This is a genomic window from Pseudomonas frederiksbergensis, from assembly GCF_001952935.1.
Taxonomy (GTDB): Bacteria; Pseudomonadota; Gammaproteobacteria; order Pseudomonadales; family Pseudomonadaceae; genus Aquipseudomonas; species Aquipseudomonas frederiksbergensis.
The window spans coordinates 2558653-2584770 of record NZ_CP018319.1; the positions used below are offsets into that span (position 1 = coordinate 2558653).

21 protein-coding genes and 1 pseudogene are annotated in these 26118 nt (G+C 62.3%); 12 read left to right on the plus strand and 10 right to left on the minus strand.

Annotated features, from left to right (window positions below; all coding sequences use genetic code 11):
* From PFAS1_RS11770 to tagQ, 9 genes are all read left to right on the plus strand, one after another.
* Entirely contained in the window at positions 1 to 1299 is a 1299-nt protein-coding gene (locus tag PFAS1_RS11770) for a DotU family type VI secretion system protein (RefSeq protein WP_076029273.1), read from the plus strand.
* Positions 1296 to 4796, plus strand: a complete 3501-nt coding sequence (gene tssM, locus PFAS1_RS11775) for a type VI secretion system membrane subunit TssM (protein ID WP_076029274.1) — start codon at positions 1296 to 1298, stop codon at positions 4794 to 4796. The genes PFAS1_RS11770 and tssM overlap by 4 nt, the downstream gene beginning before the upstream one ends.
* Positions 4793 to 5446, plus strand: a complete 654-nt coding sequence (tagF, locus tag PFAS1_RS11780) for a type VI secretion system-associated protein TagF (protein ID WP_076029275.1) — start codon at positions 4793 to 4795, stop codon at positions 5444 to 5446. Before tssM ends, tagF begins: the two co-directional genes overlap by 4 nt.
* Positions 5447 to 6178 carry a PP2C family protein-serine/threonine phosphatase gene (locus tag PFAS1_RS11785; RefSeq protein WP_076029276.1) on the plus strand — a complete coding sequence of 244 codons (732 nt, stop codon included), beginning with the start codon at positions 5447 to 5449 and terminating at the stop codon, positions 6176 to 6178.
* Positions 6175 to 9249, plus strand: coding sequence for a serine/threonine-protein kinase (locus PFAS1_RS11790; RefSeq protein ID WP_076029277.1), 3075 nt, complete (start codon positions 6175 to 6177; stop codon positions 9247 to 9249). The genes PFAS1_RS11785 and PFAS1_RS11790 overlap by 4 nt, the downstream gene beginning before the upstream one ends.
* Positions 9249 to 9965 carry an ABC transporter ATP-binding protein gene (locus PFAS1_RS11795; protein ID WP_076029278.1) on the plus strand — a complete coding sequence of 239 codons (717 nt, stop codon included), beginning with the start codon at positions 9249 to 9251 and terminating at the stop codon, positions 9963 to 9965. The genes PFAS1_RS11790 and PFAS1_RS11795 overlap by 1 nt, the downstream gene beginning before the upstream one ends.
* The gene (locus PFAS1_RS11800) at positions 9965 to 11158 is read left to right on the plus strand and encodes an ABC transporter permease (protein ID WP_076029279.1); all 1194 of its coding nucleotides are present in this window, start codon (positions 9965 to 9967) and stop codon (positions 11156 to 11158) included. Before PFAS1_RS11795 ends, PFAS1_RS11800 begins: the two co-directional genes overlap by 1 nt.
* Positions 11159 to 11195: 37 nt before the next feature.
* Positions 11196 to 12893 (plus strand): formylglycine-generating enzyme family protein, encoded by a 1698-nt coding sequence (locus PFAS1_RS11805; RefSeq protein WP_232252253.1) that lies wholly within the window; start codon positions 11196 to 11198, stop codon positions 12891 to 12893.
* 84 nt (positions 12894 to 12977) lie between these two features.
* Positions 12978 to 13907 (plus strand): type VI secretion system-associated lipoprotein TagQ, encoded by a 930-nt coding sequence (tagQ, locus tag PFAS1_RS11810; protein WP_074872025.1) that lies wholly within the window; start codon positions 12978 to 12980, stop codon positions 13905 to 13907.
* Positions 13908 to 14045: 138 nt separating this feature from the next.
* On the opposite strand, the gene PFAS1_RS11815 is transcribed toward tagQ, so the two are convergent.
* The gene (locus PFAS1_RS11815; protein WP_076029281.1) at positions 14046 to 14441 is read right to left on the minus strand and encodes a DUF6124 family protein; all 396 of its coding nucleotides are present in this window, start codon (positions 14439 to 14441) and stop codon (positions 14046 to 14048) included.
* 474 nt (positions 14442 to 14915) lie between these two features.
* Here PFAS1_RS11815 and PFAS1_RS11820 point away from each other — a divergent pair.
* Positions 14916 to 15155, plus strand: a pseudogene (locus tag PFAS1_RS11820) (hypothetical protein); the annotation flags it as partial.
* A 291-nt stretch (positions 15156 to 15446) separates the two neighbouring features.
* On the plus strand, positions 15447 to 15836 hold the full coding sequence (locus PFAS1_RS11825; protein ID WP_056738657.1) for a hypothetical protein: 390 nt from the start codon (positions 15447 to 15449) through the stop codon (positions 15834 to 15836).
* A 252-nt stretch (positions 15837 to 16088) separates the two neighbouring features.
* Here PFAS1_RS11825 and PFAS1_RS11830 read toward each other — a convergent pair whose 3' ends face one another.
* The 6 genes from PFAS1_RS11830 to exbB form a co-directional block, all read right to left on the minus strand.
* Positions 16089 to 17489: an aminoacyl-tRNA deacylase and HDOD domain-containing protein gene (locus PFAS1_RS11830; RefSeq protein WP_076029282.1), complete on the minus strand. Its 1401-nt coding sequence runs from the start codon at positions 17487 to 17489 to the stop codon at positions 16089 to 16091.
* Between the two features lie 78 nt (positions 17490 to 17567).
* Positions 17568 to 19643: an ATP-dependent DNA helicase RecG gene (recG, locus tag PFAS1_RS11835; RefSeq protein WP_074871985.1), complete on the minus strand. Its 2076-nt coding sequence runs from the start codon at positions 19641 to 19643 to the stop codon at positions 17568 to 17570.
* 9 nt (positions 19644 to 19652) lie between these two features.
* On the minus strand, positions 19653 to 20582 hold the full coding sequence (locus PFAS1_RS11840) for a hydrogen peroxide-inducible genes activator (RefSeq protein WP_008150125.1): 930 nt from the start codon (positions 20580 to 20582) through the stop codon (positions 19653 to 19655).
* Positions 20583 to 20858: 276 nt separating this feature from the next.
* Positions 20859 to 21608 carry a TonB family protein gene (locus PFAS1_RS11845; protein WP_076029283.1) on the minus strand — a complete coding sequence of 250 codons (750 nt, stop codon included), beginning with the start codon at positions 21606 to 21608 and terminating at the stop codon, positions 20859 to 20861.
* Positions 21605 to 22033, minus strand: coding sequence for a TonB system transport protein ExbD (gene exbD, locus PFAS1_RS11850; protein ID WP_010465232.1), 429 nt, complete (start codon positions 22031 to 22033; stop codon positions 21605 to 21607). Before exbD ends, PFAS1_RS11845 begins: the two co-directional genes overlap by 4 nt.
* Positions 22034 to 22039: 6 nt before the next feature.
* Positions 22040 to 23008, minus strand: a complete 969-nt coding sequence (gene exbB / locus PFAS1_RS11855) for a tonB-system energizer ExbB (protein ID WP_076029284.1) — start codon at positions 23006 to 23008, stop codon at positions 22040 to 22042.
* A 191-nt stretch (positions 23009 to 23199) separates the two neighbouring features.
* Between exbB and PFAS1_RS11860 the strand changes: the two genes are divergently transcribed.
* Positions 23200 to 24057 (plus strand): SDR family oxidoreductase, encoded by an 858-nt coding sequence (locus PFAS1_RS11860; protein WP_076029285.1) that lies wholly within the window; start codon positions 23200 to 23202, stop codon positions 24055 to 24057.
* A 51-nt stretch (positions 24058 to 24108) separates the two neighbouring features.
* Here the strand turns inward: PFAS1_RS11860 and PFAS1_RS11865 are convergent, their stop codons facing one another.
* The 3 genes from PFAS1_RS11865 to PFAS1_RS11875 all read right to left on the minus strand — a co-directional run bounded on the left by PFAS1_RS11865 (position 24109) and on the right by PFAS1_RS11875 (position 26099).
* Positions 24109 to 24843 (minus strand): hypothetical protein, encoded by a 735-nt coding sequence (locus PFAS1_RS11865; RefSeq protein ID WP_076029286.1) that lies wholly within the window; start codon positions 24841 to 24843, stop codon positions 24109 to 24111.
* A gap of 77 nt (positions 24844 to 24920) precedes the next feature.
* Complete coding sequence (locus PFAS1_RS11870) at positions 24921 to 25661, minus strand: hypothetical protein (protein ID WP_074871972.1); 741 nt, start codon at positions 25659 to 25661, stop codon at positions 24921 to 24923.
* 57 nt (positions 25662 to 25718) lie between these two features.
* A complete protein-coding gene (locus PFAS1_RS11875; protein WP_003229509.1) occupies positions 25719 to 26099 on the minus strand; it encodes a RidA family protein in 381 nt (126 codons plus the stop codon).
* Positions 26100 to 26118 lie beyond the last annotated feature (19 nt).

Here is a 26118-nt window from a genome sequence, read left to right on the forward strand (position 1 = left end):
ATGAGCAACGACGATCGTACCCAGTTCATGCCGACCCCCGGTGGTCGTGGCGCCGACCCGGTCCGCCCGCAGGCTGGCCGTGCCCAGCCCGCGCCGCTTTCGATGCCGGCCGCGCCGCTTTTGACCGGCAAAGCCGAAGGTCTCAACCCCTTGGAAAGCGCCGCTGGCCCGCTGCTGGCTTTGCTGACCCGCTTGCGCAATACGATTGCCCACCCGGCGCCAGCGAGCCTGCGAGCGCAATTGTTGGCCTACCTGCGCCAGTTCGAGGAGCGCGCCGAGGCCGCCGGCGTGGTGCGCAACGATGTGTTGCTGGCCCGTTACGCCTTGTGCACCGCCCTCGATGAAGCGGTGTTGAGTACGCCGTGGGGCGGCACCAGCGACTGGGGCAAACAGAGCCTGCTGATCACCGTGCACAACGAAGCCTGGGGCGGCGAGAAGGTGTTCCAGCTGTTGGAACATTGCCTGCAAAGCCCCCGCGAACGTTTGTATCTGCTGGAGCTTTTGTACCTGTGCATGTGCCTGGGTTTCGAAGGGCGCTATCGGGTCATGATCGACGGTCGCAGCCAACTGGAAGCCTTGCGTGAGCGCACCAGCGCAGTCATCCGCAGCGCCCGTGGCGAATACGAGCGTGAACTCTCGCCCCATTGGCGCGGCGTCACCGTGGCCCGCGACCGGCTGGCGCAATTCATGCCGCCATGGATCGCCGTGGTCATCGGCGTGGCGCTGCTGCTGGCTCTGCTGTTCGGTCTGCGTTTGAAACTGGCTGCCGATGCTGAGCCGGTGTTCAAGAACATCCATGCCCTCGGCGAGATCCCGGTGCAGGCCATCGACCGTCCGGTGGTGCAACCGAAACTCATCGAGCGTCCGCGTCTGGCAGGTTTCCTGGCGGATGAAATCAAGGCCGGTCGGGTGGCTGTGGAAGATGCCGTTGACCGTTCAGTGGTGACCATCCGTGGCGATGAGCTGTTCGCCTCGGGCAGCGCCAGCGTCGTCGACAATTTCCAGCCGCTGATGCTGCGCATCGCCGATGCGATTCGCAAGGTCAAGGGGCAGGTCCGGGTGACCGGTCACAGTGACAATCGCCGGATTGCCACCCTACGGTTTCCATCGAACTGGGCCTTGTCCGAGGCTCGGGCCACCTCGGTGCTGCAAATCCTCTCGGCCAAGACCGGCCAGCCTGAGCGCTTCAGCGCCGAAGGCCGTAGCGACACCGAGCCACTGGCCTCGAACGCTACAGCAGAGGGCCGCGCACGCAATCGTCGGGTCGAAATCACAGTGTTGGCGGAGGGGGTCGAGTGAAGGCGTTTTTCAGTTTTATCATCCGCTGGGTCATCCCGCTGCTGGGGCTGATCGCCCTGAGCCTGATCATCTGGTTTATCGGGCCGCTGCTCGAATGGCTGGTGCCTGAAGGTCGGCGCTGGGCGCTGATCGTTCTGGTGTTCGCGGTGTGGATTGCCTACCGGGTGTTTCGCATCATCCAGGCCCGCCGTCAGGCCGCCGAAGTGATGCGCAGCCTGGCGGCGCAAACCCCGCCGGACCCGACCAGCATCGCCACGGCCGAAGAGCTTGAAACCCTGCGCCAGCGCATGGACGAAGCCTTGACGCTGTTGAAGAAAGCCAAGCTGGGCGGTGACGAGCGGCGCAATCTCTATGAACTGCCGTGGTACGTGATCATCGGCCCGCCGGGTTCGGGCAAGACCACGGCGCTGGTCAACTCCGGGCTGCATTTTCCGTTGGCGGCGCAATTGGGCGCCGGGGCGGTACGCGGCGTCGGTGGCACGCGCAATTGCGATTGGTGGTTCACCGATCAGGCCGTGCTGCTCGACACGGCCGGGCGCTACACCACCCAGGACAGCGATGCGACGGTGGATAAAGCCGCATGGCTGGGCTTTCTCGGCCTGTTGAAAAAACAACGGCCCCGACGCCCGATTGACGGTGCGTTCATCGCCATCAGCCTTTCCGATCTGCTACTGGGCAGCGACGCCGAGCGCGCCGCCCATGCCGCCGCGATCCGCCTGCGTATCCAGGAGCTCTACACGCAACTGGGCGTACGTTTTCCGATCTACCTGATGCTGACCAAACTCGATCTGGTGCCGGGGTTCATGGAGTATTTCGATACCCTGAGCAAGGAAGAGCGGACTCAGGTCTGGGGCACGACCTTTGCCCTGGACGACGGTAAAAGCAATGACAGCCCGCTGGCCCATCTGCAAAGCGAATTCGCCGGCCTGGAGCAGCGCCTCAACGATCGTTTGGTGGAACGTTTGCAACAGGAACGCGACCCGGCGCGGCGCGATCTGATCTACGGCTTCCCGCAGCAGTTCGGCGCGTTGAAGGATTGCCTGCAAAGCTTCCTTGAGGGCGTATTCAAACCCAACGCCTTTGAAGAGCGAGTGCTGTTGCGCGGGGTGTATTTCACCAGCGGTACCCAGGAAGGCAGCCCGATTGACCGCCTGATCGGTTCCATGGCCCAGAGCATGAACCTGGACCGCCAGCACCTGGCGCGCCAGAACGGCACCGGACGCAGTTACTTCATCGAAAAACTCTTCAGCGCCGTGGCCTTCGCCGAGCGTGGGCTGGTGGGGGTCAACCCGAAAGTCGAACGTCGGCGCAAGTGGATTGCCCGGGGCGTGCTGGCCTCGACCGTGGCCTTGGTGCTGGTGGTCGGGACCTTGTGGTGGGTCAGCTACCGCGCCAACCAGGCGTATATCGCGCAAGTCGATCAGAAAGTCGCACCCCTGGGCCAGGCCGTGCAAAACCTCAGCCCGGTGCAACGGGACGTGCTTGCGGTGTTGCCGTTGCTCAACGCGGTGAAGCATCTGGCCGGCGACGCACCGAACTGGGCCGAAGGCCTGGGCCTGTATCAGGGCGACATGCTTGAAGCCGAGTCCGGCAGCGTCTATCGCAAGCTGTTGATCGCGGTCTTCGCGCCACGCTTGCTCACGCGCATCGAAGAGCAACTGCACGGCGGCGGCAATTCGGACTTCCTTTACGAAGGCTTGAAGGCCTACCTGATGCTCGCCGACAGCGAGCATTACGATGCCGACTTCATCAAGGCGTGGATCGCCCTCGACTGGGACCGCAGCCTGCCGCGCGACTTGCCGGCCGATCAGCGTCTGGCCCTGGCAGAGCACTTGCGGGCGCTGTTCGAGCGCCATCCGCCCACCGCACGTCTGGACCCGCGCCTGATCGATGACCTGCGCCGACAGTTGCAACAACTGCCGGTGGCCCAGCGTGTCTATGACCGGGTCAAGCGGCAGAAACTGCCGGACGGCATTCCGGATTTTCGTATCAACGAAGCGGCCGGGCGCGATGCCGCGCTGGTGTTCAGCCGCAAGAGCGGCAAGCCGCTGGGCGAACCCTTGAGCGGCTTCTTCACGGCCAAGGGTTACCGCCAAGGGTTTTTGCTCACCAGCCTGAACCAGACCGGCACCCTGGCCGAGGAGCAGTGGGTGCTCGGTCGCGACCAGGCAGAACAGCAGGACGTCGCCAGCCTGGCCGCCGATGTGCGACGCCTGTATTTCCAGGATTACCAGCGTCAGTGGGACGCCTTGCTGGCGGATATCGACTTTGTGCCGATCACCAGCGTGGCCCAGGCCGCCGATGTGTTGCGGGTGATTTCCGGCCCGACCTCGCCATTGAAAAAACTGCTGGTGGCGGTGGCGAAGGAAACCGATCTGCAACAGGAAGAACGCCTGCTGGCCGCCAAGGGTGCGCCGGTGGAAGGCGGGGTCGACAAGCTCAAGGAGCGCTTGGGCAGCTTGCTCGGCCAAGAGCAGGCGAGGCAAAACACAGCTGCGGCGAGCGAAGATCCAATCACCGCGCATTTTGCCGAGCTCAACCGCATCGTCAGCAAAAGCGAAGGCGAGCCGGCGGCCATCGACGGCCTGCTGGCCGACATGAACGCCCTGTACGTGCAGGTCAGCGCCATGGTCGGCGCCAGCGGCGATGCCTTGCTCGGCGAAGCCAAGAACCAGGCCGTAGCCGCTGCGACACGGGTCAACCTCAATGCCGAACGTCAGCCGCCGCTGGTGCAGGGGCTGGTCAAGTCGGTGGTCAACTCCACCACCAACAGCATGATGGGCGGGGTACGCAATCAATTGAATGCGGCCTGGACCAGCGAAGTGGTGAACATCTATCGCCAGTCCCTGGCCGGGCGTTATCCGATGTCGCCGGGCAGTGCGCGGGACGCGACGCTCGACGACTTCGGCCAGTTCTTCGGTGTGGGCGGGGTGATGGACAACTACTTCCGCAAATACCTGCAACCGTATGTGGATACCTCGACCCAGGCCTGGCGCTGGCAACCGGGCGCCGCGCAGAAGCTCGGTATTGCCCCCGGCGTGCTGCAAACCTTCCAGCGGGCAGCGACCATCCGGGACGCGTTTTTTCGTTCCGGCGGTACCCAACCGATGGTGCGCTTCGAACTCAAGCCGGTGACGATGGACGCCACTGTCACCCAGTTTTTGCTCGACCTCGACGGCCAGCAATTGAGCTACGACCACGGTCCGAGCCGCCCGACCTCTATGCAATGGCCCAACCCCGGCAGCATCGGCGTGGTGCGGATTTCGATCATGCCGCCTTCGGCCAGCGGTCGTTCCGGCATCACCCTGGACGGGCCATGGGCGTGGTTCCGTCTGCTGGAGCAATCGGACCTGACGGCCGGCAATTCGCCGGATCGCTTCAACCTGCGACTGCGGGTCGACGGTGCCAGCGCCTCTTATGAACTGCGCGCCAACAGCGCCTTCAACCCGTTCAAGAGCCGTGTGCTCAGCGGTTTCAGCTTGCCGGAGCGGTTATGAACACGCCGGGCTTCTATGGAAAGTTGGCCAGCCGCGGGGACTTTGTCAGCCGAGGCTTGCCGCAGAGTTTTATCGGCCCCTGGGATTCGTGGCTGGCGGCGGGCCTGCTCGCCAGCCAGACCAGCCTCGGCGACCGTTGGCTGGATGCCTATCTGGTCAGCCCGCTGTGGCGCTTTATGGTCGGGCCCGGAGTATGCGGGCCGCAGGCCGCCGTTGGGGTGGTGATGCCGAGCATCGATCGGGTTGGCCGGTATTTTCCGCTGACCGTCGCAGTGCTGCTGGACCACGATGCTGATCCGGCATCGGTGGTGGGCGGTTCGGATATCTGGTTTGAACAGGTTGAGCAATTGCTGTTGAGCACGTTGAGCGTGGAGGCGAGCTTCGAAGCCTTCGGCGCGGAGTTGGAAGCACTGGGTAGCCCGGCGTGCCTGCCGCGCACGCCAAGCAGCCGTTTTGCCGGCCTGCATCGCTTCGATGCCACCGATTCGAAGGCGCGCATGAGCGCACTTGCCGAACAGGCCTGCGAAGGCTCAAGCCTGTGGTGGGGCCAGGGTTCGGAGCGTATCGCCCCCGCTTTATTACGGTGTCAGGGCCTGCCTGTCGCCGCCGATTTTGCGCAATTTTTGCTCGGCCAAGAAGGTGTTGCGTAGATGCGTCCAAGCGCTGGAAAGATGTTCAAGTCTGCAAGCAAGAGCCACGTCGGTATGGTCCGCCAGGTTAATGAAGATGCTTATCTGGACCTGCCGGAAAACGGCCTGTGGGTGGTCGCCGATGGCATGGGCGGGCACGCGGCGGGCGATTACGTTAGCAGCCTGATCGTCGACAGCCTGCGCCGTATTGGCGTGGGTCGTTCGCTGGATGAATACGTCGCGGCCTTGCAAACCGACCTGCAGCGAGTCAACGCCGCCGTGCGCGAAGAAACCGCCCATCGTGGCGTGATCATGATGGGCAGCACGGTGGTGGTGCTGGCCACGCGCGACTTGCGCGGGGTATGCCTGTGGGCGGGTGACAGCCGCTTGTATCGCCTGCGTGACGGCCTGCTTGAAGGCATCTCGCGGGACCACAGTTACGTTCAGGATTTGCAGGACAGCGGCCTGCTCAGCGAAGCCGAAGCCCGGGTGCATCCACGGGCCAATATCGTCACCCGCGCCATCGGGGTCGAGGCACAACTGGAGCTGACGATGGTGGAGCTGCTGTTGATGCCCGGCGACAGTTACCTGTTGTGCAGCGACGGGCTGAACAAGACCGTCGAAGACCATGAAATCACCGAGGTGCTGAGCCACGACGAGCCCGGGGAAATCGCCAGCAGCCTGGTGTCCCTGAGCCTGATGCGCGGCGCTCCGGACAACATCACCGTCATCGTCGTGAAGGTGCCTTCATGATCCCCACCGCGAACATTCTGATCCCCGGCTACGACATCGGCGACGAGATCGGCGAAGGCGCCATGGCCAGCGTTTACCTGGCGACCCAGCGCTCGCTGGAGCGCAAGGTGGCATTGAAGATCATGGCCGCCGCGCTGGCGGCCGATCCGAGCTTCTGCGAGCGCTTCCTGCGTGAAGGCAAAACCCTGGCGCGCCTGTCTCACCCGCATACGGTCACTATCCATGACATCGGCAATGTCGGTGAGCTGTATTACATGGCCATGGAATACCTGCCCAACGGCACGCTCAAGGAGCGCATCGCTGCCGGCCTGACGCCGGAGCAGGGCTTGATCTACATCCGCCAGATCGCTTCGGCCCTGGGTTATGCCCATGGGCTGGGACTGGTTCATCGCGATGTCAAACCGGCGAACATTCTGTTCCGTGCCGATGGCACGGCGGTGCTCTCGGACTTCGGCATCGCCAAGTCCCTGGACGACCGCACCCAATTCACCCAGGCCGGTTTCGCCGTCGGCACGCCCAGCTACATGAGCCCGGAACAGGCGCGCGGCCAGGACATCGACGGCCGGGCCGATCTTTATGCCTTGGGCGTGGTGCTTTACGAAATCCTCGTCGGCAAGCTGCCGTACACCGGCAACGACGCGCTCTCCACGGCCCTGGCGCATTTGACCGAACCGTTGCCGGAACTGCCGGAGCACCACGGTCGGTATCAGGACGTGCTGCGCAAGCTGTTGGCCAAAGACCCGGCGGAGCGTTTCGCAGACGCAGCGGCGCTGTTGCAGGCGCTGGATACTCTGCCCAAGGCATCGACTGAAGTTGAAGCGACCTTGATCCAGCCGTTGGCGATTCCGCTGTCGCTGAAACCGACCGGCGATGACCTGGCGGGATTGACGCCGGTGTCCATCGACATACCCAGCGGCCCCGCGCAGCCTCAATCCCGAACCACGCCAGTTCCGCCGACCGTCAAGCCGACGCCGCAGTCCTCGATCTCGGAGCAGCGAAAGGGCCCCGTGTTCGCACTCGCTGCCGTCGCGGTGGCCGTGGCGCTGGCCTTGGGCGGCATGGGTTACTGGTGGTTGGGCAGTGATGCTGAAGTCGATGCCGACGTGAAGACGCCGGTGGTTTCAGCACCGCCAACCCCTGCACCCCCGGTCAATACGCCGCCCGCCGTGGTGCCACCGATGACGCCATCCGTGGCGACGGTGGAGGTCGATGGCGGTCAACGTCCGCTGCTGATGGCCGGCAAAAAAACCTTGTTCCAGCGGGTGCTCAGCAAGCCGGGGGCGAAGCTCTCCAGCGAAGCGGGGACCGCGGCTGGCAAGGCCTTGCCGGCGTTTTCCGTGCTTTACGTCTATCAACGCAAAGAGGTTGATGGCAACCCGTGGCTGCGGGTCGGTGCCGCCACCGACGGGCGCAGTGACGGCTGGTTGCCGGCCGCGCAGGTCAGCGACTGGAAGCAGAGCCTGGTGCTCAAGTTCACCGAACGTTCCGGCCGTGCGCCGGTGATGTTCCTGCGTCAGCCCGGCGACGTGGAGAAGCTGCTGGCTGATCCGTCGGCGGCGAAAAACCTGCTGCTCAAGACCCAGCAGAACCACGAAGACAATCAACGCGTGTTGGCCCTGGAACCGGCGGCCAGCGCGGTGCCGCAGAACCAGTTCTATCTGTTGCCGATCTTCGATTCCCGCGAGAGCTTCGATGAAAACGGCCAGCCGGTGCAGTTGCTGAACGTGGCATCCATCGACCCCGGTAATGCACTGAAGGCTGCCGCCAACAACACACCGATCACGACCGCTAACGCCGACGCGTTCCGCACCGCCGTGGTGCTGGTGGTCGATACCACCGTGTCCATGCAGCCCTACATCGATCAGGTACGCGATGTCGTGCACGAACTGCAAACCCGCATTGCCGAGCGTGGCGAGTTGGGCAGTGTCAGCTTCGGCCTGGTGGGCTTTCGCAGCAGCACCCAGAAAACCCCGGACCTGGAATACGTCGCCAAAACCCTGATCACCCTGGAACAGGGCCGCGACCCGCAGCGCTTCATGGACCTGGCGCGGCAGGTCAAGGCGTCTACGGTTTCCAGCCATTCGTTCAACGAAGATGCGTTTGCCGGTGTGATGGAAGCGGTCGAGGGCATGGACTGGTCCGGTTATGGCGGGCGTTTGATCCTGTTGGTCACCGATGCCGGTGCCTTGCGCAAGAACGACCCCTATGCCGCCACGCAAATGAACGAGGCCGAAGTGCGTCAGGCTGCGCTGGGCAAGCAGATCAAGATCTACGCCTTGCACTTGCTCAGCGACGCCGGCAAGAAAACCCACGGTGGTGCGCAAAGCCAATACCGCACCCTGACCGCCGACGCCAACCCGCAGATCGGCGACCTGTACATTCCGGTGCCGGGCGCCGATGTGCGCAAGTTCGGGGAGCGGGTGGACGAGATCGGTTCGGTGTTTGCCGACCTGGTGCATCAGGTGCGTAGCGACAAGCCGCAAGCCGTGCCGCTGTTGAGCGCCGCGCCGAGCCTGAGTGATAAATCGGCGGCCGTCGGTTACGCGATGCATATGGACTTCCTGGGGCGTAAAGCCGCCAGCCAGGCGCCGCAACTGGTCAGCGCCTGGACCGCCGACCGCGACCTGACCAACCCGGCTCTGCCGGCGTTCCAGGTGTGCGTGATGCTGACCAAATTGCAGCTCAACGACTTGCAGCAATCGCTGAAACTGATCGTCGATGCCGCCCGCAAGACCCAGAGCTCGCCGAAGAATTTCTTCCAGGAAATCGCCAGCGCCAGCGCCTACATGAGCCGCGATCCTTCGGCTTTGCGCAAGGGTGGCAACCTGGCCAATGGCGGGGTTCTGGGTGAGTACCTGGAAGGGCTGCCCTATCGCAGCAAGTCGTTGAGCATGACCCAGGACTTGTGGCTTTCGTTGAGCGTGGCCGAGCAGGAAGACTTTATCGACGAGCTGGATTCGAAAATCCGCCTCTACGAAACCTTCCACAACGACTTGGCCAACTGGGTGCGTTTCGGCGATGCCGAACCGGGTGATGCCTTGTACCGCGTTCCGTTGTCGACGCTGCCGTGATGTTGAACATGAGCGCGGTGCACAAAAGCCGGGGCGCCGGCAGCCAACGCTACAGCCTGGTGATTCCACGGCTGCAACTGCGTGCCGGTGAACAACTGGCGGTGGTCGGTCCCAGTGGCTGTGGCAAAAGCACATTGCTGGATTTGCTGGCGCTGGTGCTGGCTCCGGATCAGGCCGGGCAGTTTGATTTTGCGCCCGACCAAACCAGAACGGACATCGCCGGGCTGTGGCGTGCAGAGGCTCAAAGTGCCTTGGCGGACCTGCGTCGCCGGCACTTGGGCTACGTGCTGCAAACCGGTGGCCTGCTGGAGTTTCTGGATGTGCGCGGCAACATCGACCTGTCGCGCAAACTACTCGGTTTGAAAGACGACGGCAGCGTGGATCGCCTGGCCGGGGCGTTGGATATCGTCGAGCAACTGGGCAAAAAACCTGGCGACTTGTCCGTCGGCCAACGGCAACGGGTCAGCTGCGCCCGCGCCCTGGCCCATGGGCCGCGTTTGCTGCTGGCCGATGAGCCGACCGCCGCCCTCGATCCGCTGAACGCCGAGCGGGTGATGCAGTTGCTGGTGACCCAGGCCCGCGAACACGGCGTGTGCTGCGTCGTCGCCACCCACGATGAGTCGCTGGCCCGCGCCAGCGGTTTGCAGGTGCGGCGCATCAGTTGTCGTCGCGACGTCGATGGCGGTGTCACCGCCACCCTCGGGGAGGCCTGCTGATGCGCGCGCTGGTGGCTTCCCTGGCCTGGCAGGATTACCGCAACGACGCGTGGCTGTCGGCCTGTTCGGTTCTGGCGCTGGTGGCAGTGGTCGCGCCGTTGCTGGTGCTGTTCGGCTTGAAATTCGGCCTGGTCAGCAGTTTGACCGAGCGCCTGGAAAACGACCCGGCCACCCGGGAAGTCATCCCCTTGGGTGGCGGTCGGTTCAGTGCTGCGTTTATCGAACAATTGAACCAGCGCGGCGACGTGGCTTTCGCCTTGCCGCGCACCCGGCAGATTGCCGCGACGGCGGATCTGAGCGCTGGTGCTGCGACGGTAACCGTCGAAATGATCCCCACCGCCGTCAACGATCCCTTGCTCGGCAATCTGCCGGTGCCCCAAGGGCTGGATCAGGTGCTGCTCAGCCAGACCGCCGCCGAAAAGCTCGGGGCCAAGGCCGGTGATTGGCTGCAGGCCAGCGTCGGCCGGCAAGTAGCCGGTCGTGGCGAGGCGCAGCGCACGCGCGTTCAGGTGTTGCGCGTACTGCCGCTGGAAGCCTTCGCCCGGGACGGGGTGTTCGCACCGTTGGCCTTGCTCGAAGCGGCTGAAGATTACCGGGACGGTCGCGCCGTGCCTGCGCTCGGTTGGCCAGGTGATGCGGTGGGCGTGACAGAGCAGCGGGTGTATCCGGCGTTTCGCCTGTACGCCCGCAGCCTCAAGGATGTCGAGCCGCTGCGTCAGTACTTCGCTGTGCAGAACCTGTTGGTCTCGACCCAGGCCCAGACCATCGCCCAAGTGCAATCGCTGAGCCGCAACCTGTCGATCGTGTTCTGGATCATCGCCGGCTTGGCCTTGGCGGGAGCGTTCGCAGCGATTTTTGCCGGGGCGTTGGCGGCGGTCGAGCGCAAGCGCCGGGAGTTGTCGGTGTTGCGCCTGCTGGGGTTTTCCACGGCGGCGTTGCTTTTGTTTGTGGTGTTGCAGGCGCTGTACAGCGCCGGCCTTGCCGCCCTGTTGAGTGCCGGGCTGTATGGCCTGGCGCAATCGGGCCTGAACCATTTATTTGTGCAGATGCCAGGCGAGTACGCCAGCCATCTGCTGGCGCGTCACTACGCGTTGGCCCTGGTGGCCGTGCTCGGCGTCAGCGCCGTGGCAGCGGCCTGTGGTGGCTGGCGAGTGGCGCGTATCCAGGCATGTGAAGGAATTCGAGATGTATAAGTTACTGGGCGCCGCCGTGGCGCTGAGCCTGGCCAGCATGGGCATGGCTAGTCTGGTGGGTGCCGATGAAAGCACCGACAAACTGGACAACCCCAAGCCGCTGGCCGACGACGTCAGCCTGCCGCTGCCGTGCGAAGGGCAGATGGTGTTCCGCTACGTCTACATCCTGGCTCAAGGCACGCTGGACGACCGCGAGATCAGCCTCGGCTATCCCTTCAGCGAGGGCGAGGCCGGTTATCAACAGTCGTTCATCTCCGGTTACCGCCGGGACTTTATCAACGGCCAGTTCACCCTCAAGGATCTGCCCAAGGATTGGGGCAAGACCATTACGCCGTTGATGCCCAAGACGGACGCCAAGACTCCACTCAAACCGATGCTCTATTTCATCGGCAAATACGAAGTCACCGCCCGCCAATACGCCCAGGTCATGGCCCAGGCGCAATCGCTGGCCAGCGGCGAGCCGGCGCCGGCCTGCGAGGCCTTGCAAGCCGAGGCGCCGCAAGGCATGGCCGGGCGTTTGCCCAAGGTGAAATTGTCGCGCTTCGAGGCCGAACGCTTCTCGGCGGTGTACAGCGCCTGGCTGATGAAATACCACAAGGAGCTGCTGCCAGTGAGCGGTCGTGGTACCTCGGCGGAGGAGGGCGGGCTGGGTTTTGTGCGCTTGCCGACCGAGGTCGAATGGGAATTCGCTGCTCGTGGCGGGCAGGCCATCAGCCGTCAGGATTTGGAAGGGCGGCTGTTTCCCCGTCGTCAGGAGGGCAGCGAAAGCGACGGCCCACTGGCGGACTGGGCAGTTTTCAACCAGGTCGCCGGCGGCACCGGCCAGGCCGCGCGGCTGATGCCGATCGGTACCAAACTGCCCAACCCCATCGGCCTGTTCGACGTGATCGGCAACGCCGCCGAGATGGTCCAGGAATCTTTCCAGCTCGTGCACGCCGGACGCCGCCAGGGCACCTATGGCGGTTTCGTGGTCAAGGGCGGCAACTACCTGGAAGGCGAGGGCACCTTGTTCACCGGGATGCGTCGCGAGTACCCGCTGTTCGCCGCCGACGGCACCGAGCAAAGCAACGAAACCACCGGGTTCCGGGTGGCGATTGGCGCGTTGTCGGCGCCACGTTCGCGCTACAAGGAACTGTTTGCCCAATGGCAGAAAGAAGGTCGGCTGGCTTCGCTGACCGATGCCATCGACGACGCCCAGGACCCGACCAAACGCCTGGACAGCATCATTGCCGCCAGCGTCGATCCGCGCCTGCAAGCCGAGTTGGGGCTGGTCAACGAAGAGCTCAAGCGCAACGTCTCGCTCATCGCCCAGCAGCGCGAGGAAGCGGCCGGCAACCTGATCCAGTCGGCAGCCCTGGTGGCCGAAACCGTCAACAACTACAACATTCGCCTGACCAATTTACAGAAGAGTCGCCAACAGGCCTTGGACGCCAAGGACGAGGCCAGCGCCAAGCTGTTCGCTACCGCCATCGACAACGGTCGCAGCGCGCTGGACGGCGCGGTAGCGATCTACATCGACAACCTGGCGACCGGCACGCGCTACACCGATGCCGTGATCCAGGCGCAGTTTCAACGCATCAAGGAAGAGTTGGAGCGCAAGCCGGTACTGGGCAAAAGCCTGGTCACGCGCGCAACGTTATTCGTTCGCCATGTCGGTGATTATCGTCAGCAACGACGAGCCGACCCGGCGGCGATATTGAAGGAACTGCTCGCATCGAACGCTCAGCGGTCTTGATCGTTCGTTGTACAGCGAGCTTGGAAGGGACTCAGGCGGCGGTGGGCCGTGCTGAGCTAGTCAAACTTAAAAGAGAACACAACCATGCTTTCCTCCCGTAAAACAATTGCTTCGCTTTCCAAGCGTCATCTGCTGCTGATGGCCGTTGGCTTCAGCACCGTACTGACCGGTTGCGCCACGTCGCCGACCTCCAAGGTCGCTTCGAGCACCAAGGTCGAGTACTACCCGAACTGCTACGAGCCGGTGCAGCACCTGCGTGCCACCGATTCGAACATGACCAAGTCGGTCGTCACCGGCGCGGCTGTCGGCGCTGTCGGCGGTGCCCTGCTGGGCGCCCTGGTCGATTCCGAGAACCGTGGCCGCAACGCCGCCATCGGTGCAGCGGGCGGTGCCGTGGCGGGTGGCGCGGCCGGTTACTACACCGAGCGCCAGAAGCAGATCACGGATGACAACCAGCGCATCGCCTCCTACGCCACCGACGTCAACAAAAGCGCTGCCGACATCGATCGCAGCACGGCGTACGCCAAGACTTCGCAACAGTGCTACCAGAACGCATTTACCAAACTGGTCGCCGACCGCAAGGCCAAGACTGTCAGCGACACCGAAGGCCGCAAGCGTCTGGTAGAAATCGTCGCGGGCCTCAAGGAGTCCAACGACCTGATCGTCGCGGTAAACGGTAAAGCCAGCGAAGACCTGAACAACTACACCCAGGCCTACGAAAAAGACCTGCAGCAAGTAGGCGTGCAGCGCACTGACGTGGTCACCGTGGCAACTGCCGACACCACGCCGGTCGTGGCACCGACCAAGAGCAAAAAAGCGGTGAAACCGGCGAAAAAACCGGTGCTGCCAGCCGTGCCGAAAGAAGCGGTCACCACCGAGAAAACCCTGCAGACCGCAAAAGCCAAACAGGCTGAAAGCAAGCAGGTCGCCAGCGCCGGCACCACTCAGGTCAACAGCATGTGCAAAAACCCGGACCTGGGCGACTGGGCACCGGTGCCTTGCCCGAATGTTTGATTGAGTTTTCTGTAGGCCTTCAGGCATTCCCACGCGCTACGCGTGGGGGTGCTTTGTACGGGCGACCCCTTGGCGCCGTGCCGAGAAAAACCCCGATGGGTGGGACACACTCATCGGGGTTTTTTACTGCTTGGCGAGTCAGCAGGTTCGGCTTTGCTGCTTGGCGAGTATGGCCGCCATTTCCGGCTCATCCAGATGATCCAGCATTCGCTCCACTAACAAATGCACCCCATCGGCCATGCGGCTGAGCGCCAGGGCTACGGAGCGGCGTGAGCCGTCCACATCGTCGGCGAGGTTGGCGGCGATGGCGCTGATGGACAGCAAATCTTCCGAGGCATTGGCGAGAAGGGTTTCAGGGTTGATGCCCGGGCTGACGCTGAAGAGCTGGTCGTTGCGTTTTGATGGTTTCTTTTCGGTGGGTGGGAAGTGATGGTCGAGGGCGCGTTCGGCGGCTTCGTGGAGCTTGTTCGAATCGAGTGATTCGTAGGGCGATGCCGGATCGGTTTCCGGCGGATTTGGTGTGACCTTGAACATTGGCTCAATCCTCAGATGAGTGAGGCTGCAACCCGTTCGCTACTAAACGTTAGGGTGGCAGCTGTGCACAGGTTAGTAGACCGATGAGCCAAGAAATCGGCGCGCCGAAGCGCCCTGCACACAACCGCCATCAAGTGCGGGCATGGGCTGCCTGCTTGATAGAGACGTTGTGCGTCTTGACATCGACGGGCTACTAAACCCGATCACTGATGGGCAGTGACAGGGAAACGATAGAGGCCAAGGCTAAGGCGCACAAGCCGGCGGATTCTGGCGTAGCCGTAGGCAATGACGCAAGGTGTTGTAGCTTGCAGGAAGTAACCTTTAAACGTTTTAAACAAGCACTGTCATCGGTGTCAGCTACCGGAAGTTTTCACGTTCATTGAGGCTCTGGATTCTTCCGTAAGCGGTCGATGTTGACCCACTCGCCTTTGCCACGAAGACGTATGCCAAATAGTCCGCCTCGACCACCGATAGCGACACCCGTTCCGCCGCTTGCCCTCGACCGAGGCCCGCGACGGCCACCTCGACCGCCAGTTGCACGCCCCCGGGAATCTCCCGAAGCATTGCTGGCCAGCCCTGCGAACGGCGTTGGCTTTCGATGTGGCAAAGCGGACCGTCACTGCCGCGCAACTGCGTGACACATTCGCGCGCACCGCCATGGGCGGCATTTCGCCTTGGCTGCAACGTCTGCGCGACTGCGGGCGTAATGGCTGACTGCGCGTGGCGTGTTGAAGGAAATGTCCGAGAGGTTTGGGGGGATCAAGGATTGGGTTTCTTCAGGTGTAGGGACGGTATCGGGAAGTGACGCGGAGCGTCACGGGATGCATTCCCACGCGGGAGCGTGGGAACGATCAGGTACGCGGGGGGCGGTGGTTGGAAAATGTGACTTGGCGGTCATCATGCGGGAAAAGTAGTTCATCTTCTTCTAACGTAAGCAGATAGTGGCGTTCTTGCATGAAGCCGCTACACTGCGCCGGCCGTTCACTTTTCTCTGAGGCTGTGCGCATGAAATTTCGTTTTCTTCTGTGGATGCTGGGTTTGTTGATGGGTAAGGCCAGTCGGACTAATCCTGCGTTTCAGCAGCAGTTGGGTGATAAGGAGCTGGTGTTTCAGCTACAGACCCTGGATGGGAAAGTGGCGCGGCATTTCTTTGTGAAGGATCAGCGCATCACCAGCAAGTCCGGCGTGTACGCCGAGCCAGCGTTTGCAATTGCCTTTAAAGACGCCGCATATGGCTTTGCCACGATGCAGGCGAAGAACAAGCAGTTGGCGTTCATGACGGGGATTCAGGACAAGTCGATCCAGATCAAGGGCAACCCGGCGCTGGTGATCTGGTTCCAGGGGTTGACCAAGTATTTGAAGCCGAGGAAGGCGAAGGTAAAAGCCAAGGCTTGAGGTCGATGGTAAACCTTGTGGCGAGGGGACTTGTCCCCGTTGGGCTGCGAAGCGGCCCTAAAGCCTGAGACCTTGGGTGTATCTGACATACCGTGTTGGCTGGGTTTGCGACTGCTGCGCAGTCGAACGGGGACAAGTCCCCTCGTCACAGGGGTTGGTGGTCAGTTAGACCGAGGTGGATTCATCGCGGGCAAGCCTCGCTCCTACAGGGTTTTGGTGATCCGTAGGAGCGAGGCTTGCCCGCGAAGCTTTTCAGGGTTGGCTGAATTGCGAAGCCAGTTCACGCAGCAGCACTTCTGCTTCCAGAACCTTGCTGACCACGTCGTTGGCCTTGTCGCGCGTCAGCCCCACACGCTCCAGTAACGCATCCGGGATGTCTTCATCCGGCCCGGACCCGACTCCGCGACTACGCAGCAAGCGCACCGCCAGGCACACGAGGTTCGGGTACTCGGCGTAATCGCCGTCGTAACTCGGGTCGTGCTGGAAGCGCAGCGCGGTGGCCAGTTCTTCAGGCATGTCCCAGTAACGCATCAGCCACGAGCCGATCTGTTCACGGCTGATGCCCAGCAAGTGCTGCTCGACGTAGCTGTGGCACAGGTGCGGGTTGACCTCCAGGTGGCGGCAGATCAGCGAGAAGTGCGGTGGGAACACGTGGGCCAGCAGCAAGTAGCCGAAGTTGTGCAGCAGGCCGGCGAGGTAGGTCAGGCCGGCTTCCGGGCGCTGGGCGCGGGGCATGGCGCGGGTCAGGCCTTCGATGACGGCGGCGGTGTAGATCGATTGCTGCCAGTACGGCGTGGTGTGTTGCGGATGGTCTTTTGGCAGGCTCAGGGTTTTGCCCAGAGCCAGGCCCAGCGCCAGGTTGATCACCAGGTCGAAACCCAGCACCCGCACGATGGCGTCTTCTACTGAACGAATCTTGCCCGGCGACGCGTAGTACGGCGAGGCTGCCCAGCTCACGACTTGTGCGGCCAGGGCAGGGTCGGTTTCGACGACGCCGGTGATGTCGTCGATGGTGGCGTTGGGGTCGACGCGCAGTTTGATGATTTTCTGCGCGGTCTCGGCCAGCGGCGGAATTTCGATGGTCTCTTCCAGGCGTTGCTGGATGCGTCGCGCGGTGAACGCTTGAACGGCCTGGGTGATTTCCTCGCGGTCATCGTGAGGGCGGTCCAGGTTCGGGCGAATGCTGGTCAGGGCTTCGCCGAAGTTGGCGGCGCTGGCCTTGGTGAGCATGGTCTTGAAGTCTTCGCTGGTGATCTCCAGCAACACGCCCGGCTCGCCCGAGTTGATCAGCAACTTCGGCTCGCGCAGCAGGCTTTCTTCATACAGGCACGGTGTACTGGTAAGCGCCGGCATGCCGGGCAGCAGGCTCAGGTTGTGTTTGCCGAGCATTTTTACCAGCCGTTCGGTCGACACGGCGGTGAGGCGGCGGCCCGTCAATTCAGCGAGGCTGTTGAGGTCCAGCAATTGGTTCTGCGGGAACAGCACCATGAGGGTGCCCACGGCGTCATCGAGCAGAACAGCCTGCATTTTGCGTGCGGCGTTCAGGCCGTGATGGTCGATGACTTCTTCGTAGGCGATACCCAATTTGCCCAGCATCAGCCGAATAACCGACGGAGCGTGCGGGGTGGCGGGTGCGAGGGCAACTTCGGTCATGGTCTGTATCCGTTGTAAAACAATGGCAGGAGTATAACCAGCTTGCTCAGAACGGTGGTTCAGAAACTGCGACGGTGCTCACACTTGGCCGTATTGCTGCCCATGACGTAGCCAGCGGTCGAGCAGCGGGCTGACGTGATCCGGCCAGCGCTCCAGCAACGCCTGGGCGGCGTCGCGCACGGCGGGCAGCAGATCGGCGTCGCGCATCAGGTCAGCGACCTTGAATTGCAGCAGGCCGGTCTGGCGCGTACCGAGCATTTCGCCGGGGCCGCGCAGCTCAAGGTCTTTCTCGGCGATGACAAACCCGTCGTTGGTTTCGCGCATGATGCCCAAACGCTGACGACCGATCTGGGACAGCGGCGGATGGTAAAGCAGCACGCAATGACTGGCCGCGCTGCCCCGACCGACACGACCGCGCAGCTGGTGCAATTGCGCAAGCCCGAGGCGTTCCGGGTTTTCGATGATCATCAGGCTGGCGTTGGGCACGTCGACGCCGACTTCAATCACCGTGGTGGCGACCAGCAGTTGCAGGTTGCCGGCCTTGAATTCGGCCATGACCGCGGCTTTCTCGACAGGCTTCATGCGCCCGTGGATCAGCCCGACCTTCAGTTCGCCGAGGGCGGCGGTGAGGTCTTCGTAAGTGGTTTCGGCGGCCTGGCAGGTCAGCTCTTCCGACTCTTCAATCAGCGTGCACACCCAATAGGCCTGGCGCCCTTCAGCGCAAGCGCTGCGTACCCGCTCGATGACTTCGACGCGCCGGGTATCGGTGATCAGCACGGTGTTCACCGGCGTCCGGCCGGGCGGCAGTTCGTCGAGGATCGAGGTGTCGAGGTCGGCGTAGGCGCTCATGGCCAGCGTCCGGGGAATTGGCGTCGCGGTCATGATCAGTTGGTGCGGACACATCCGCCCGCCGACGCCTTTCTGCCGCAATGCCAGGCGCTGCTGCACGCCGAAGCGGTGCTGTTCGTCGATGATCGCCAGCGCGAGGTTTTTGAACTGCACTTCGTCCTGGAACAGCGCGTGGGTGCCGACCACCATGGGTGTGCCGTTGGCAATCTGCTCCAGTGCGGCCACGCGGTTCTTGCCTTTGAGCTTGCCGGCCAGCCACGCAACTTCAATTCCCAGCGGCTCGAGCCAGCGCTTGAAGGTGATGAAGTGCTGCTCGGCGAGGATTTCGGTGGGCGCCATCAGCGCCACTTGATATCCGGCCTCCAGCGCCTGCAACGCGGCGAGGGCAGCGACCACGGTTTTACCCGCGCCGACGTCGCCCTGAATCAACCGCAGCATCGGCTCGTGCTGACTGAGGTCGTAGGCGATTTCGTTGCCGACTCGTTGCTGAGCGCCGGTCGGGGTGAAACCGAGGTTGGCCAGATATTGAGCCGGCAGCTTGGTGGCTTTCGGCATCGCTGGCGCGCGCAGGGAACGCATGCTCTCGCGCAGGCGCTGCTGGGACAGTTGGTGTGTCAGCAGTTCTTCAAAGGCCAGACGGTGCTGCGCCCAGTGATGACCGAGGGCGAGTTCGTCGACATCGGCATCGGCCGGCGGGTGGTGCAAGTAGCGAATCGCATCGGCCAGCGGCGCCAGTTGATAGTCCCGCGCCAGTTCGGTCGGCAGCCAGTCGGGCAGGCTGGTGGGGCCGAGCATCGTCAGGGTTTGCATGCACAATTGGCGCAAGCGCTGTTGGGTCAGGCCTTCGGTGAGCGGGTAAACCGGGGTGAGGGTTTCGTCCACCGGCGGCGGCTCGTCGCCGGTGATGGCGCGGTATTCCGGGTGGTAGATTTCCAGCCCCGACGCACCGGGCCGTGCTTCGCCGTAGCAGCGAATGCGCGTGCCGCGTTTGAGGCCTTCTTTCTGGGCGTTACTGAAATGGTAGAAACGCAGGCTGAGCCCGCCAGTGCCGTCCTGCAGGCGCACCACCAGGCTGCGGCGGCGGCCCATGACCACATCGGCGCCACTGACGGTGCCTTCGATCACGGCGTCTTGCCCGGGTCGCAAATGGCCGATCGGAACCACGCGAGTGCGGTCCTGATAGCGCAGCGGCAGGTGGAAAAGCACGTCCTGGAGATTCTCCAGGCCGACCTTGGCCAACTTCTCGGCCATGGCTTCGCCGACACCCTTGAGTGCCGTCACCGACACTTGCGACAACTCGGTCATGGCAGCGACTTAGGCCGCAACCACCGGTGCTTGCGGCTTGGCCACCGAGCACAGGCGAATGGAGTCAGCGAGGATTTCAATCGCCTTCGGCCGCGGAAAGCTCGCGCGCCAGGCGATGGCCACGGTGCGGAACGGCACCGGCGGCGTCAGTGGACGCACTTCGATCACACCGGGAGCGTAGTGATGGCTGTCCACCGCCGACAGCGGCAGGATCGAGATACCCAGGCCGGACGCAACCATGTGGCGGATGGTTTCCAGGGAGCTGGATTCCACCGTGGTGTGCTTGGCGCCGTCATTGCCTTTGGCCAGGGTCGGGCAGGCTTCCAGCACTTGATCGCGGAAACAGTGGCCTTCGCCGAGCAGCAGTAAGCTCTTGTCGTTGAGCAGGGCGGCGTCGATGGATTCTTTTTGGGTCCAGGGGTGCTGGGCCGGCATCAGGACGTAGAACGGTTCGTCGTAGAGCTGCAGGGTCAGCACGTCGGCTTCGTTGAACGGCAGGGCGATGATGATCGCGTCGAGCTCGCCGTTGCGCAGTTTGTCGCGCAGCACGTGGGTGAAGTTTTCTTCTATGTACAACGGCATCTGCGGGGCGACCCGGTGCAGTTGTGGAATCAGGTGCGGAAACAGGTACGGGCCGACGGTGTAGATGGCGCCGACTTTCAGCGGTGCGGTCAGCTGGTTCTTGCCGGCCTGGGCCAGTTCGCGGATGCCTTGGGCCTGTTCCAGCACTTTCTGCGCCTGGGCAACGATGCCTTCGCCGACTGGGGTCAGGCGCACGGCACTCTTGCTGCGCTCGAAAATCAGCACACCGAGTTCGTCTTCAAGCTTTTTCACGCCCACCGACAGGGTCGGCTGGCTGACGTGGCAACGCTCGGCGGCGTGGCCGAAGTGCTGCTCTTGGGCGAGGGTAACGATGTAGCGTAATTCTGTAAGAGTCATAGCAAGCGTCCATGAAGTTGCGGGCCAAGCATACCGGCTGCAATCGATAGACGCACGTTATCAGACTGAGTGCGTTGAGTGACACAGGGCAAAGCAGGTTTGCCGCTGGCGGATATGCAAAAGGCACCTTTCGGGTGCCTTTCACAGATATTCCTGCTGCCGGAGATCTCTGTGGGAGCGAGCCTGCTCGCGAAAGCGATGTATCAGTCAACATGGATGTTGGATGTGATGGCCTCTTCGCGAGCAGGCTCGCTCCCACAATGGTTCGGCGGTGGTTTAACGCCGGCGTTTTTCCAGCGAGTAAACAAACGGTGCAACGATTTCGATGGCGCCGTTGGTCAACATGTCCGCCGGTGGCTTGGGCAGTGGCTGGGCGCGGCGGATCATTTCCAGGGTCGCCCGGTCCAGATCCGCTGTACCAGAGCCGCCCACCAGTTCGAACGACAACACGTTACCTTCCCCATCCACCACGAAGCGCAGACGGTTCATGCCTTCCTTGCCCCGCGCCTGCGCACTGGCCGGGTACTTCTTGTACTTGGCCAAGTGAGCGAGCAGGGTGCCTTGCCAGCTGGCCTTGGCCGCTTGCTGCGCCGGTGATGGGCCCGGTGCCGGCTGAGCGGATTTCTCCGTTGGCGCCCGAGTCGGTTGCGCGTCGCTCGGTTTTTCCTCGGACGGCTTCTCTTTAGGCGGCTCCGGCTTTTTCTCCACAGGCTTGGGCGGTTGAGGCTTTGGCTTGGGTTTGACCGGTTTCGGCACCGCGATCTCCGCCTTTGGCACTTCAGCCAGCTTCGGTATCGGCAGTTCTTCCACCGGGGCGGGTGGCTGTGGCGGCGTTATCACCTTCGGCGGTGCCGGCGGTGGCGGGGCCGGAACCGGCGCCAACTCGACCATCATCGCCTGCGGCGGCAGCTCGATCGGTGGGCGCGAGGTCCAGTTCAGCGCCAGCGCAATGGCCAGCGCATGGACGCCCAGCACCACGGCCAGGCTCGTGCTGTAACGCGTCAACTTTTGGCGCGTCGTGATCATTTCTTGACTGCCGTCTCGAGTCCGACCAGACCCACCTTCAGGTAACCGGCAGAGCGCAGGTTGTCCATCACGCTCATCAAGTCGCCGTAATCCACGCCTTTGTCAGCCTGGAAGAAGATCGTCGTGTCTTTCTTGCCTTGGGTCCTGGCGTCGAGGGTGGCGCCGAGTGCTTCGGCCTTCACTTCGTCTTCGCCGAGGAACAGGCGCTGGTCAGCCTTGACGCTGAGGAACACGGGTTTCTCTGGCCGTGGCGCCGGTTTGGCGCTGGAAGCAGGCAGGTCGACCTTGATGTCCACGGTGGCGAGCGGGGCCGCCACCATGAAGATGATCAACAGCACCAGCATCACGTCGATGAACGGTGTGACGTTGATTTCGTGGTTCTCGGCCAGATCGTCGTCTGCGCCTTCTTTCAAATGCAAGCCCATGGCTGATTACCCTACTTTGACCATGTGGGGTTGCACGGAGCGCTCGGTGGTCGGCAGGTGATCGAGGTCACGGCTAACCAGCAGCAGGACTTCAGCCGAGGCATCGGAGACTTGTGCCTTGTAACCGGCAATCGAGCGGGCAAAGACGTTGTAGATCACCACGGCCGGAATCGCTGCAACCAGACCCAGCGCGGTTGCCAGCAGGGCTTCGGCGATGCCGGGAGCCACCACGGCGAGGTTGGTGGTCTGGGTTTTGGCGATGCCGATGAAGCTGTTCATGATGCCCCACACGGTACCGAACAGGCCGACGAACGGCGCGGTGGAACCGATGGTGGCGAGTACGCCGGTGCCGCTGCTCATGTTGCGACCGCAGGCTGCAACCAGGCGCTCGAGACGGAAGGCAACGCGTTCCTTGATGCCTTCTTTCTCGCGACTGTTGACCGACAAACGCATCTCTTCCAGGGCGTCATGCACCAGCAAATTGGCGAGGGTGCCTTGCTTGGTGGCTGAAGCGCTGGCTTCTCTGAGCGTGGTGGCTTTTTTCAGGTGGACGATTTCGGTGCGCAGGCGACGTTTGGCGCCCATCAGCTCGAAACCCTTGGCGATCCAGATGGTCCAGGTGATGATCGAGGCGATGGCCAGGCCGATCATCACGATTTTCACGATGATATCGGCGTTCTGGTACATGCCCCACGGCGACAGGTCATGGGCCATGCCCAGGGAGTTGTCGGCCTCGAGGACTTGCGGAACGTCTTCGCCGGTAGTGTCTACGGCTTGGGCTGGATCGGTCGCAACCGGCGTAACCTGAGCGGCTGGAGCTGGAGCTGGAGCAGCGGTGGCGGCCGGAGCGGCGGGCGCTTGTGCGTCAGCGAAAGCGGCGGTCGGCGCCAGCATCAGGCTGAGCAGCAGGGCGGCCACTGCGCTCCAGGCGCGAGGTCGTTTGGTTGGCGAAGCGGGGAATTGATTGCGTGTCATGCTGGCCGGACCTGAGAAAGAAAAAGACGGTAAATGTTCTTCCAGGCCTCGTGAGGCCGAGAACAAAAGTGGCGGGCATTATTGCAAGTAATTCTTGTTAACAAAAGTAATAGAGTATCTTTTTTTCCTTCATTGCTAGCCGCTTGTCCATTGCCAGCGCTAGTCTGTGCCTTTCTGATGGGAGTTTTCTGATGTCTGCGCCTTCTGTTTTGATCGCCGGCTGCGGTGATGTTGGCAGTCGTCTGGCTACGCAATTGCTGGCAGGCGGGTGGGAGGTTCATGGTCTGAGGCGTGACGTCTCACGTCTGCCTGCGGGGGTAATTGGCGTTGCCGGTGACTTGTTCAATGAAGACTGTCCAGCGACCTGGCCAGTCGGTGCGTTGGATTACCTGGTGTATTGCGCGGCCGCCACCGATCACGATGAGGCGGGTTACCGCGCTGCTTATGTGCAGGGTTTGCAGCATGTGCTGGAGTGGCTGAACGACTATGGGCAGGTGCCCAATCGCCTGCTGTTCGTTTCCAGCAGCAGTGTGTATGGCCAGCAGGATGGCGAGTGGGTCGATGAGACCTCGCCGACCATTGCAACAGGCTATTCGGGTCGATTGATGCTGGAGGCGGAGCAAGTGGCGCTCGATAGTGGCATCCCGGCCAGCATCGTACGTTTGACCGGCATTTACGGCCCAGGTCGCGAATGGCTGCTGACTCAGGTCCGTCGGGGTTATCGCGTGGCTGTCGACCCACCGTTGTACGGCAATCGCATTCACGCCGACGACGCGGCGGGGTTGCTGGCGTGTCTGCTTGAAGCGGATCGTCGCGGTGTAGCGCTGGATGACATCTACATTGGTGTAGACGACGCGCCTGCGCCGCTGGCCGAAGTGGTGGGCTGGTTGCGTGAGTATCTGGGCGTGACCGAATGGGCCGAAGACGCGAGCGTGCGCCGCACTGGCAGCAAGCAATGCAGCAATGCCCGGGCGAAAGCCTTGGGCTGGACACTGAAGTACCCGAGTTACCGCGAAGGCTACGCCGCGATACTTGCCCAGGGGGGTTGAGCTGAGCGAGCCTCTAAACAACAGGCGCCTGCGGGCGCCTTTGTTTTTGGGTCATTGTTTTACCAACAGCCACTGGCGTGGGCCGGGGGTGAAGTGGGGGATTTCGTCTGGCCGGGATTGATTGATTGCCTGGAAAATCTCCAGTTGCTTGCCTTTGCGAACGAAAATCCATGTGTCACTCAGGTCGCCCGTGCCCAGATACAAGGTGTCATTGCCTGCACCTTGGCTGGCGCAATCACCGTCAAGGCATAACTCGTATCGATCGGTTCCCGGTAACCCCGAAACGTGGCCATCTTCCGTAAACACGACCATTTGGCCTGTTCCGTGACTGTCGATGATTTCCCACTGTCCGCCCATGTAAGCAGCGTTCAAGGCGTTCCGGAAGGTATCAACCCACCCTGTTTTCGTTTTGGCGGTCTTGCTGGGGCGACTGAACACCTGCTGGGGGACTTGCTCCTTGGCCAGTTGAGTCAGTCGCTTGCCATCCAGGCGCAGCTCGTCAGTGCCGTAGCCGTTGTAGTCGACGGTCCAGGCATTGGGTGACTTTTGCAGCAGTTGGCCTGCACCCACCTCAAAACCGCTGCTCACTTGCGCCTTGCTGGTGTGGGTATTGATGTCCCATTCCAGATTCCGACCATGGGTGTTCAGGGCTTCACGTAAAGACTGGCCTTGGGCCGCTGCATCGATGGCCGCCTGATTGATCCAGATACCACTGATATCCGTTTCTGCGGGCATGGAGGTGCAACCGCCGAGCAGCAATAGGCCAAGGATAAGCAGTGGGCGCATGATCAATCCTTGAGGGGGCAAAGAATTCGACGGTGCAGGCTAAAGAAAAAGGAGCCCGTAGGCTCCTGTATTCTGTATCACTGTTTTTCCAGCAACCACTTGCGATTACCCGGGGTGAACTGCGGCATTTCATCCGCCTGTGCGGTGTTCACTGCCTGGAGGATTTCCAGTTCCTTGCCCTTGCGCGCAAAGATCCAGGTATTGCCCTGACCATTCGCCTGTAACCACATATTGTCATTACCGCCGCTCATCGACGCGCAATCGCCTGCCAGACACAAGGCATAACGATCCGCCCCCGGCAGGCCGGCAACCTGGCCATCAGCCTGGAATTGCACGGTATTGCCTTCACCGGGACCGCTGACGACTTTCCAGCTACCGCCCATGTAGGCCGAGTACAGTGCGCGTTCAAAACTGGCACCTATCGGTGCGCCGTCCGGCACCGTAACTTGCGCGCGGTCGAAGACTTGCTCCGGCTCATTGTCGCTGGCGACCTGGCTCAGTTGCTTGCCGTCACGCTTGAGCTCACTGGCGGAGCTGCCATAAAAGTCGACCTTCCAGGCGCCGGACTCTTCGCCCAGCAGCTTGCCGTCGACATTTTCAAAACCGTTGGTGTAGCGGGCCTGGCCGGCCTTGGTATTGACGTCCCATTCCAGGTTCGGGCCATAAGCCTGGAGCGCTTCGCGTAGCGGGCCGCCTTTGGCTGCAGCATCGATCGCCGCCTGATTGATCCAGGTGCCGCTGATATCACGATCGGCAGGGTTGCTGGCACAACCGCCCAAGAGTAGGGCGACCAGCGAGAGAGCTAGCGCTTGGCGCATGGTGGAATCCTTTCAAAACAAGATCGGCGCAGCCTTTGGAAGGCTGCGCCGGACACATTACTCGATGACCAGAATGGCATCCATCTCAACCTGCGAACCCTTTGGCAGGGCTGCTACGCCGATGGCGGCGCGGGCAGGGTAAGGCTGGTCAAAGTACTTGCCCATGATCTCGTTGACCTTGGCGAAGTGGCTCAGATCGGTGAGGAAGATGTTCAGTTTGACGATGTCCTTGAACGAACCGCCAGCGGCTTCAGCCACGGCTTTGAGGTTCTCGAACACCTGGACGGTCTGGGCTTCGAAGCCTTCAACCAGTTCCATGGTTTTTGGGTCCAGAGGAATTTGACCCGACATGTAAACGGTGTTGCCGGCCTTGATCGCCTGGGAGTAAGTGCCAATGGCGGCCGGGGCCTTGTCGCTGGTGATAACTGTTTTGGTCATGAATGACTCCTTGTAATGG

Coding starts and splice junctions, on each gene's coding strand:
- PFAS1_RS11870 (WP_074871972.1), bottom strand. CDS start 25,661: ATGCGCCAAGCGCTAGCTCTCTCGCTGGTCGCCCTACTCTTGGGCGGT.
- tagF (WP_076029275.1), top strand. CDS start 4,793: ATGAACACGCCGGGCTTCTATGGAAAGTTGGCCAGCCGCGGGGACTTT.
- PFAS1_RS11825 (WP_056738657.1), top strand. CDS start 15,447: ATGAAATTTCGTTTTCTTCTGTGGATGCTGGGTTTGTTGATGGGTAAG.
- PFAS1_RS11800 (WP_076029279.1), top strand. CDS start 9,965: ATGCGCGCGCTGGTGGCTTCCCTGGCCTGGCAGGATTACCGCAACGAC.
- PFAS1_RS11770 (WP_076029273.1), top strand. CDS start 1: ATGAGCAACGACGATCGTACCCAGTTCATGCCGACCCCCGGTGGTCGT.
- PFAS1_RS11860 (WP_076029285.1), top strand. CDS start 23,200: ATGTCTGCGCCTTCTGTTTTGATCGCCGGCTGCGGTGATGTTGGCAGT.
- PFAS1_RS11840 (WP_008150125.1), bottom strand. CDS start 20,582: ATGACTCTTACAGAATTACGCTACATCGTTACCCTCGCCCAAGAGCAG.
- PFAS1_RS11785 (WP_076029276.1), top strand. CDS start 5,447: ATGCGTCCAAGCGCTGGAAAGATGTTCAAGTCTGCAAGCAAGAGCCAC.
- exbD (WP_010465232.1), bottom strand. CDS start 22,033: ATGGGCTTGCATTTGAAAGAAGGCGCAGACGACGATCTGGCCGAGAAC.
- PFAS1_RS11815 (WP_076029281.1), bottom strand. CDS start 14,441: ATGTTCAAGGTCACACCAAATCCGCCGGAAACCGATCCGGCATCGCCC.
- PFAS1_RS11865 (WP_076029286.1), bottom strand. CDS start 24,843: ATGCGCCCACTGCTTATCCTTGGCCTATTGCTGCTCGGCGGTTGCACC.
- tagQ (WP_074872025.1), top strand. CDS start 12,978: ATGCTTTCCTCCCGTAAAACAATTGCTTCGCTTTCCAAGCGTCATCTG.
- PFAS1_RS11875 (WP_003229509.1), bottom strand. CDS start 26,099: ATGACCAAAACAGTTATCACCAGCGACAAGGCCCCGGCCGCCATTGGC.
- PFAS1_RS11790 (WP_076029277.1), top strand. CDS start 6,175: ATGATCCCCACCGCGAACATTCTGATCCCCGGCTACGACATCGGCGAC.
- PFAS1_RS11795 (WP_076029278.1), top strand. CDS start 9,249: ATGTTGAACATGAGCGCGGTGCACAAAAGCCGGGGCGCCGGCAGCCAA.
- PFAS1_RS11830 (WP_076029282.1), bottom strand. CDS start 17,489: ATGACCGAAGTTGCCCTCGCACCCGCCACCCCGCACGCTCCGTCGGTT.
- PFAS1_RS11805 (WP_232252253.1), top strand. CDS start 11,196: ATGGGCATGGCTAGTCTGGTGGGTGCCGATGAAAGCACCGACAAACTG.
- PFAS1_RS11845 (WP_076029283.1), bottom strand. CDS start 21,608: ATGATCACGACGCGCCAAAAGTTGACGCGTTACAGCACGAGCCTGGCC.
- exbB (WP_076029284.1), bottom strand. CDS start 23,008: ATGACACGCAATCAATTCCCCGCTTCGCCAACCAAACGACCTCGCGCC.
- recG (WP_074871985.1), bottom strand. CDS start 19,643: ATGACCGAGTTGTCGCAAGTGTCGGTGACGGCACTCAAGGGTGTCGGC.